Here is a 1072-nt window from a genome sequence, read left to right as displayed (position 1 = left end):
GCCACAAGCGGCAGAAGTTTGAAAGCCACACCCGATGCCCCTGGGTGGGCCAACCATACGAAGGGCTCGCCCTGTCCCGCAGAACAACGTAGGGAAGTTCGAGTGGCGTGGATCACTGGCGGTTACGGACGTCCCGCCACGAAGACGAACTCTTTTCCTGGTCGGTCAGGCGCATCGCGAACGTCCTCCACCACGTAGCCGTGTGCGACCAAGTCACGCTCGACCTCTTCCCGCTCTCGGAAGCGCAGCGTCGAATCCGAAGTGAGCACCTGTCCGTCCGTGGCGAAGAGGTAGGTCCAGCGGAAGGTCACGAGAGGCCAACTCACCTCGATCACCTGGACCCAGCTCTCGACGGAGCCGACGCTCGGGATCTCCGTCACGCGGTAGGAGTTCTCGCGGGTCCACTCTTCCCAGGCGCGCCTGACCGGATCACGGGTCTCGAAGACCAGGTGGCCGCCGGGCCGCAGTGCTTCGTAGGCGCCCCCAAGCGTTTTCTGCCAGGTGTGCGGATCAACGATGGCCTGGGCGACATTGGCTGTCATCGTCGCGAGGTCGACCTGCAATGGCGGGAGGGCTGTCGCGTCACCGCAGATCCAGCGCACCCGCTCACTGCCCAATTTGGCCCGGGCGACGTCGACGGATGCCTGGGCGGGATCGATGCCGACGACCTCGATCCCGCGGCCGGCCAGGAGAAGGGCGAACACCCCTGTGCCGCAGCCGATGTCCAGCACTTGGTGCGCCCCGAACTCTTCCACCATCCGGAGATAGGCATCGAGATCGCTGCGGTTGGGGTCGAGCGGATCGTAGATCGCGGCGAGTCGTGGATGCCCGAAGCAGTCGTCAGCCATGCGGCCGAACGTACGCAGAGCTGGCCCCGAGCAGCTACCGAGTTTCGTTGGCGGGAAGAGACGCTGCGCTGCGGCTTCGACTGGGCAACTCAGAACCTCCAGCATGCCGCACACGGCGGCTCTGGCCTGTCGGATCCCAGGTGATGCCTGACGTTCTGGTCCCAGGTGATGCTTGACGGTGGGCCTAGACAACATGGGAAACCCCGTGGGGCTTGTTCGCTTTC

The 1072-nt window shown here is 64.8% G+C and carries 1 protein-coding gene; it reads right to left on the bottom strand.

All coding sequences use genetic code 11. From position 1 onward, the window contains the following. Positions 1-122 precede the first annotated feature (122 nt). The gene (locus ADL12_RS22245; RefSeq protein WP_062704441.1) at positions 123-848 is read right to left on the bottom strand and encodes a class I SAM-dependent methyltransferase; all 726 of its coding nucleotides are present in this window, start codon (positions 846-848) and stop codon (positions 123-125) included. Between the last annotated feature and the right edge of the window lie 224 nt (positions 849-1072).

This window comes from Streptomyces regalis (assembly GCF_001509475.1).
GTDB classification, from domain to species: Bacteria; Actinomycetota; Actinomycetes; order Streptomycetales; family Streptomycetaceae; genus Streptomyces; species Streptomyces regalis.
This window is presented reverse-complemented; position numbering and strand designations above follow the sequence as displayed.

Coding starts and splice junctions, on each gene's coding strand:
- ADL12_RS22245 (WP_062704441.1), bottom strand. CDS start 848: ATGGCTGACGACTGCTTCGGGCATCCACGACTCGCCGCGATCTACGAT.